General features: G+C 72.4%; 7 protein-coding genes. 2 read left to right on the top strand and 5 right to left on the bottom strand.

Features of this window, described 5'->3' with window-relative positions:
* The 4 genes from AWZ10_RS17095 to AWZ10_RS17080 form a co-directional block, all read right to left on the bottom strand.
* Positions 1-533 (bottom strand): hypothetical protein (locus AWZ10_RS17095; RefSeq protein ID WP_060891487.1); only part of this gene is annotated, 533 nt, incomplete at its 3' end.
* Between the two features lie 225 nt (positions 534-758).
* Entirely contained in the window at positions 759-1,538 is a 780-nt protein-coding gene (locus tag AWZ10_RS17090) for an HAD-IIA family hydrolase (RefSeq protein WP_037703475.1), read from the bottom strand.
* 229 nt (positions 1,539-1,767) lie between these two features.
* Entirely contained in the window at positions 1,768-2,655 is an 888-nt protein-coding gene (locus AWZ10_RS17085) for a hypothetical protein (RefSeq protein ID WP_060891489.1), read from the bottom strand.
* Positions 2,656-3,045: 390 nt separating this feature from the next.
* Positions 3,046-4,239: an ROK family transcriptional regulator gene (locus AWZ10_RS17080; RefSeq protein WP_408992388.1), complete on the bottom strand. Its 1,194-nt coding sequence runs from the start codon at positions 4,237-4,239 to the stop codon at positions 3,046-3,048.
* Positions 4,240-4,295: 56 nt separating this feature from the next.
* Between AWZ10_RS17080 and AWZ10_RS17075 the strand changes: the two genes are divergently transcribed.
* A complete protein-coding gene (locus tag AWZ10_RS17075; protein WP_046707916.1) occupies positions 4,296-5,381 on the top strand; it encodes a Gfo/Idh/MocA family protein in 1,086 nt (361 codons plus the stop codon).
* Complete coding sequence (locus tag AWZ10_RS17070; protein WP_060891485.1) at positions 5,378-5,866, top strand: heme-degrading domain-containing protein; 489 nt, start codon at positions 5,378-5,380, stop codon at positions 5,864-5,866. The genes AWZ10_RS17075 and AWZ10_RS17070 overlap by 4 nt, the downstream gene beginning before the upstream one ends.
* Positions 5,867-6,051: 185 nt before the next feature.
* Here AWZ10_RS17070 and AWZ10_RS17065 read toward each other — a convergent pair whose 3' ends face one another.
* Complete coding sequence (locus AWZ10_RS17065) at positions 6,052-6,909, bottom strand: fumarylacetoacetate hydrolase family protein (RefSeq protein WP_060891488.1); 858 nt, start codon at positions 6,907-6,909, stop codon at positions 6,052-6,054.
* Between the last annotated feature and the right edge of the window lie 171 nt (positions 6,910-7,080).

The raw sequence follows: 7,080 nt of genomic DNA, 5'->3' as shown, positions 1-7,080 counted from the left end.
AGCCCGGCGGCCGCTCCGCCACCGCCCGCGCGCACGGGGGCGACCGGGGAGGCGGGCGACGAGGGCCGCGGAGAGTAGGCGGGCTTGGTGGCAGGCGCTTTGGAGGCCGGTGGTTTAGTGACCGGTGGTTCGGAGGCCGGTGGCTTGGAGGCCGGTGGCTTGTTGGCAGCGGGCTTCCCGTCGCCGACCTTGATGGTCCCCGTGACCTTGTCTTCCTTGCCGTCGCAGGTGATCCGTACGCCGTAGGTACCAGGTTTGAGCGAGGACCGTACGCGGGTCTCCCCGGCGAGCGTGCCGAGGCTCCTGCCGCTGAGCTGGGTGAGCAGCGCGTCCGCGACGAACGCCTTCGAGGCGGCCGTTCCGGACTTCCCGCCGCAGCCCCTGGCCCGCACCTGGATGTCGCTGCCGGGTGCCGGTGAGGCCGGCACCACCGAGACGTTTCCCGAGTCGGCCGCGTGGGCCGGGGGCGCCGACGCGGTCAGCGCGGCCGCGACCGCCGCACCGGCGCAGAGAGTGACTCGCACTGAGCCCATGGTGAACCTCCAGACACCTGAGACTCCCCCGCCGGACACCGAGCCGCATCCGGGGAGGTGCCGCGACTGCTCCGTACGGGTGTCCGGGGGTTTATCCGTGGTCCAGGTGCGCCCTGTAGCCCAGCGGGCTCAGTGGTGGGTTCGGCAGCGGGCCCACCGGCGGGTTCAGCAGGTTCCGTGGTGGGTTCTGCGGGTTCAGCAGGTTCAGTGGTGGGGTCTGCGGGTTCAGATGCGGTCGACGAGGTCCGCGATCGAGTTCACGACCTTCGACGGGCGGTACGGGAACTTCTCGATCTGCGCGGAGGACGTCAGGCCGGTGAGGACGAGGAAGGTCTCCATCCCGGCCTCGATGCCCGCGAGGACGTCCGTGTCCATGCGGTCGCCGATCATCGCGCTGGTCTCGGAGTGCGCGCCGATCGCGTTCAGGCCGGTGCGCATCATCAGCGGGTTCGGCTTGCCCGCGAAGTACGGCTTCTGCCCGGTCGCCTTGGTGATCAGCGCGGCCACGGCCCCGGTCGCGGGCAGCGGGCCCTCGGTGGAGGGGCCGGTCTCGTCCGGGTTGGTGGCGATGAACCGGGCGCCGCCGTTGATCAGCCGTACCGCCTTCGTCATGGCCTCGAAGGAGTACGTGCGGGTCTCGCCGAGGACGACGTAGTCGGGCTGGTGGTCGGTGAGGACGTACCCGATGTCGTGCAGGGCGGTCGTCAGGCCCGCCTCGCCGATGACGTACGCCGTGCCGCCGGGCCGCTGGTCGTCCAGGAACTGGGCGGTCGCCAGGGCGGAGGTCCAGATGTTCTCCACGGGCACGTCCAGGCCCATGCGGGCGAGGCGGGCGTGCAGGTCACGTGCTGTGTAGATCGAGTTGTTGGTGAGCACCAGGAAGGGGCGCCCGGATTCTCGCAGCCTCTTTATGAAGGCATCGGCGCCCGGGATCGGCACGCCCTCGTGGATGAGCACACCGTCCATGTCGGTGAGCCACGACTCGATGGGCTTGCGCTCTGCCATGTGCGGTCTCCTGCCGGCCTCTGCTGATTCCCGCCATACGTCCGTACGCCCGGGTCCGCCCCAACCCTAGTGAGACCTGGCTGAAAAGAGGAGGCCGATCTTGGCCGCTGAGACCGACCCCATCAGGTCAGCGGGGGTGTGTGCGCAAGTGGGGGCGGCCTGTGGGGTCCGGGCCTGTGGGGTCCGGCCCCAGCGGGGAGGCGGTGCGTAGGGGGCGGGTGCTCCGAGGTCACCCGGCTCGTCTGCGGACCGTCGCGACCAGCAGACCGCCGGCGGAGAGGAGCAGAAACCCGGTCACGTACGGCAGTGCCTCGCGCATTCCCGATGCGGCCAGCTCGTCGGGCCGCTCCTCGGGCCGCTCCTCGGGCCGCTCCTCGGGCCGCTCCTCGGGATACGACCGCGGCTCGCCCCGTACGGCACCTCCGCCCTCCTTCGCCGCCCCGCCACGGTCCTGGCCGCCCTCCTTCTCCCCCTCCTCACCCTCCTCTGTCTCTCCTTCCTCGCCGTCGGTGATGCGGAAGCGGTAGTCGTTCGACTCCCCCACCCATTCGCTGTCGTCGCCGCGCCGCTCGACCACGGCCGCGTTCGCCACGATGTCGTTCGGTACGGCCGCGTCGGAGGTCAGGGAGAGGCGGACCCTGACGGTGAGGGTGCGGCCGGGCGGCACGGTGAAGCCGGTTCCGCCGCCGCCCCCGTCCCCGCCGAGGACACCGACCAGTTCGTCCGAGTCGGTTCGTTCGAAGGTCACCGGCCGGGAGGTCGTGTCCTCGGCGTCGTCGTAGAACTCCAGCTGCGGCTGCGTCCGCTTCAGCGTGCGCGCGCCGTCGACCAGTACGACCACCGGGTGGATGTTCCCGCAGGTCCGGGAGGTGGTGTTGGTGAGCTCCAACGCCCAGGTGTGGAAACCACCGCCGGCGACGTAGGTCGCGGGGCCGCCGCGGATACGGGTCCGGATGGGGAAGGCGTCGCCGTCGGCACCGGCGCAGGTGGGCCGCCGGTCGTCCAGGGCCGCGGGAGGGGGTCCGGGGGCGGGGGCACCGCCGAGCGCCGCCGCGGGACCACTGACGAGGGCGGCTGCGGTGGCGAGGGCAAGGGTTAGACAGGTACACAGTCGCATGAACACATGACCATGCCATCTGCCTGCAACGCGAAGCCCCGCCACGCCTGCGGCCCACGGAACCGGGACGGAAGACCGCTCGATCAGCGGAGCAAGGGCTACCCCGGAGCGGGGGCGACGTCTTGGACACCGGGCAGGGCCGCATCAGTCCATCTCAGGGGCGCGGGGCCATCTGTCAGACACCGGGCAGCGGCGCGCCGGTCCCTTTAGGGGCGCGGGGCCATCCCTTGAACACCGGAGAAGGGGCACACCGGCCCCTTCAGGGGCGCGGGGAACTGCGCGAGCAACCACACCCAACCCGCAGCCGCCAACCGACCGACTCCCCCACGGCGAACCGGCGCCCCGAAGAGACCTCACCCGACCTCACCGACCTCCCCGACCTCCCCGACCTCACCCGTCCGCACGCCCGAACAACGGAGCCAACAGCAACTGAGCAGCCCCCTCCGCAACAGCCGCCCGACCGCCGGAGGCAACCCGCACGGGCACGGCCGGATCCTCCCCCTGCCGCCGAGCCCACTCGTCGAGCACGAACCCCACCCCCCGCACGAACGCGTCGGGACGGGCCTCGACCGTGCGCCCCCCGAGCAGCACGAGTTCGATGTCGAGCAGCCCGACAAGATTCGCGACACCCGCGCCGAGCACCCGCGCCGCCTCGTCCACGTCCCCCCGCGCCACCGCCGCGAGGCACAGCGCCTCGATGCACCCCCGGTTCCCGCACTCGCACAACGGCCCGTCCAGCTGGACGACCTGATGCCCGAACTCCCCGGCCCGGGTCCGGGCCCCCCGGTGCACCGCCCCGTCGATCACGAGCCCGGCCCCCAGCCCCGTACCGAGGTGGAGGTAGGCGAAGGACCCGTGCGCCCCCGCGGCCGCCGCGAGCCCGAGCGCCGCCGCGTTGGTGTCCTTGTCCACCACCACCGGCATCCCCAGCCGCCGCGCCAGCGCCGCCCGCAGCGGAAACCCGTCCCACTCCGGGAACCCGGTCACCCGGTGCAGCACGCCGTGCAGATGATCGAGGGGGCCGGGCAGAGCGACTCCGACGCCGAGCACGGGGAGGAGAGAGGAGCCGTACGGATCGGGCCCGGCGTCGACCGGCGCCGCGCGACGGCCCTCGCTCGCGCCCGCCAGCAGCGCCTCCACCTCGCGCGCCGCGCCCTCGACCACGGCGTCCGCCCCGGCTCCCAGGTTCAGCGGCGCCCGCCGCTCCCCGACCACCGTGCCGGTCAGGTCGCAGAGCACGGCCGTCAGCTCGTCGCGATCGAGGTGGAGGCCGACCGCGTGCCCGGCGTCGGGCACGAGCCGCAGCACGGTGCGCGGCTTGCCCCCGGTGGACGCCCGGTACCCCGCCTCCGTCAGAAGCCCGTCCGCACGCAGCCGGGCGGTGATCTTGCTGACGGCCTGCGGGGTGAGCCCCGTCCGCTCCGCCAGTTCGAGCCTGCTTATCCCGGCCGTCCCGGCGCCGCGCAGCAGGTCGAGCACCAGCGCCCCGTTGTGGCTGCGCAGGGCGAGCAGATTCACGCCGGTCACTCCTGCGGTACGCCCGCTCCCGTTGCCGTTCCCGTTGCCCTTGCCGTTGCCGTTCACACCCCCATTGTCCCTCGCGCTTGCACTTTGGCAACAGCGTTGCTTAAGTGGACGGTATGACAGGCACCAGCACAGGTAGGACCCCTCGCGTCGCCGTGGTCGGCTACGGCCTCGCCGGCTCCGTCTTCCACGCCCCGCTGATCGCCGCGACCGAGGGCCTGGCCCTCGACACGGTCGTCACGTCGAACCCGGAGCGGCGGGCACAGGCCCGCGCCGAGTTCCCCGGGGTGCGGTTCGCGGCCACGGCCGACGAGCTGTGGGACCGGGCGGACGAGCTGGACCTGGTCGTCGTCGCCTCCCCGAACAAAACGCACGTCCCCGTAGCCACCGCCGCCCTGGAGGCGGGCCTCGCAGTCGTCGTCGACAAGCCCGTCGCCGGTACGGCGGCCGAGGCGCGCGAGCTGGCCGCCCTCGCGGACTCCCGCGGCCTGCTCCTCTCCGTCTTCCAGAACCGCCGCTGGGACAACGACTTCCTGACCCTCCGGAAGCTCCTCGCCGACGGCGAGCTGGGCGAGGTCCGCCGCTTCGAGTCCCGCTTCGAACGCTGGCGCCCCCAACTCAAGGGCGGCTGGCGCGAGTCCGGCGACCCCGCAGAGATCGGAGGTCTCCTCTACGACCTGGGCAGCCACGTCGTGGACCAGGCCCTCACCCTCTTCGGCCCCGCCACCCTCGTGTACGCCGAGTCCGACCTCCGCCGCCCCGGCGCCGAGACGGACGACGACACGTTCATCGCCGTCACCCACGCGAGCGGCGTCCGCTCCCACTTCTACGCCTCCGCCGTCACCCCCCAACTCGGCCCGCGCTTCCGCGTGCTGGGCTCCGAGGCGGGCTACGTCAAGTACGGCCTCGACCCCCAGGAAGCGGCCCTCCGAGAAGGCGAGCGCCCCGCCCCCGGCGCCGCCTGGGGCCTGGAGCCCGAAGGCCTCTGGGGCCGCGTCGGCGCCGGCGACTCCCCTCTGACGGACGGCGGCCGCCCCGTCCCGACCCTCCCGGGCGACTACCCCGCGTACTACTCGGCCGTGGCCGCCGCCCTGCACGGCACCGGCGAGAACCCGGTCACGGCACACGAGGCGGCCGCCGCTCTGGACGTACTGGAGGCGGCGCGCAGGTCGGCGAGCGAAGGCGTGGCGGTGAAGCTGTGACAACCGACGCCACCACCCCCTCCGTCCCGGGCATCGACGAACTCGAAGCCCAGGAACGCCGTCTGGTGCTCCCCCGGTTCACGTACGAGGACGCCTGGACCCTGGGCTCCCTGCTGGTGGACCTGGCCCGCGAGCGCGACGCCCCCGTCGCCATCGACATCCGCCGCGGCCCCCAGCAGCTCTTCCACGCCGCCCTCCCCGGCTCGACCCCGGACAACGACGCCTGGATCGACCGCAAACGCCGCGTCGTGGAGCGCTACGCCAACTCCTCCTACCTCGTCGGCGCCCGCTTCCGAGCCAAGGGCACGACCTTCGAAGCCTCGTCCCGCCTGGACCCCGACCACTACGCGGCCCACGGCGGCTCCTTCCCCCTGGCGGTGGAGGGAGCGGGCGTGATCGGCACGGTCACGGTCTCGGGCCTGCCCCAACTGGAGGACCACACGATGGTGGTGGAAGCCCTGGAACGCTTCAAGGACACGCTGTAGCCACGGAGTTCGGACCGCGCCCCTTGTCTTCCAGGGGCGCGGCGAACTACGCGGCGCCTTGGGGCCGAGGAGAACTGCACGCTCTTAGGGGCGCGGGGAACTGCGCGACAAGCCACAACGAACCCGCAGCCGCCAACACCCCACAGCCCCCAACCCCTCAGGCACCCCGCACCCAAGCGGAGCGCCTACGCATCCTTGAATTCCTGCCTCTGCCGCCCAAGCCCGTCGATCTCCAGCTCGACCACAGCCCCGGCCCGAAGGAACGGCTTCGGCTCGGGCTCCCCCAGAGCCACCCCCGCCGGCGTCCCCGTGTTGATGACATCCCCGGGATAGAGCGTCATGAACTGACTGACGTACCGCACGACTTCACTCACCGCGAAGATCTGCTCCCCGGTGGTCCCGTCCTGCTTCAACTCCCCGTCGACCCACAACCGCAGCCCCAGCTTCTGCGGATCGGGAACCTCGTCCGCGGTCACCAGCCACGGCCCCAGCGGATTGAACGTCTCGCAGTTCTTGCCCTTGTCCCACGTGCCCCCGCGCTCCAGCTGGAACTCCCGCTCGGACACGTCGTGCGACACGGCGTACCCGGCGACATGCGCGAGCGCCGCCTCACGCGACTCGACGTACCGGGCCGTACGCCCGATCACGACCGCGAGCTCGACCTCCCAGTCGGTCTTGGTCGACCCACGGGGCACGAGCACCGTGTCGTGGGGCCCGACCACCGTGTCCGCCGCCTTGAAGAAGATCACCGGCTCGGCGGGCGGCTCGGCCCCCGTCTCACGCGCGTGGTCGTGGTAGTTGAGCCCGATGCAGACGATCTTGCCGATACGGGCGAGTGGCGGCCCGATCCGCAGCCCCGCCGCGTCCAGGACGGGCAGCTCACCGCTCTCGGCCGCCTCCCGGACCCGCCCGAGCGCCTCCTCGTCCGCGAGCAGCGTGCCGTCGATGTCCGGCACGACGCCCGACAGGTCCCGCAGGACTCCTTCGGCGTCGAGCAGCGCGGGGCGCTCCGCACCCGCCGTACCGACTCGCAGCAGCTTCATGGTCGCCATCTCCCTCGATCGTCCGCAGCCCGACCGATGGGTGCAGCCATCGGAGGACTGGTCGATCCTCCAAGCTCACGGTCCACTCCGCAATACCCGGTTCACGGACTGGACCGCCCCCGCCACGGGCCCGGGCCGGGTCACCGGGCGACGGCCGCCGCCGGCGCGCCC

It is taken from the genome of Streptomyces europaeiscabiei, assembly GCF_001550375.1.
Lineage (GTDB): Bacteria > Actinomycetota > Actinomycetes > Streptomycetales > Streptomycetaceae > Streptomyces > Streptomyces europaeiscabiei.
This window is presented reverse-complemented; position numbering and strand designations above follow the sequence as displayed.

Bases quoted from the DNA above. Each gene is read 5' to 3' on its own strand.
- AWZ10_RS17075 (WP_046707916.1), top strand. From the start codon at position 4,296: ATGACAGGCACCAGCACAGGTAGGACCCCTCGCGTCGCCGTGGTCGGC.
- AWZ10_RS17065 (WP_060891488.1), bottom strand. From the start codon at position 6,909: ATGAAGCTGCTGCGAGTCGGTACGGCGGGTGCGGAGCGCCCCGCGCTG.
- AWZ10_RS17085 (WP_060891489.1), bottom strand. From the start codon at position 2,655: ATGCGACTGTGTACCTGTCTAACCCTTGCCCTCGCCACCGCAGCCGCC.
- AWZ10_RS17090 (WP_037703475.1), bottom strand. From the start codon at position 1,538: ATGGCAGAGCGCAAGCCCATCGAGTCGTGGCTCACCGACATGGACGGT.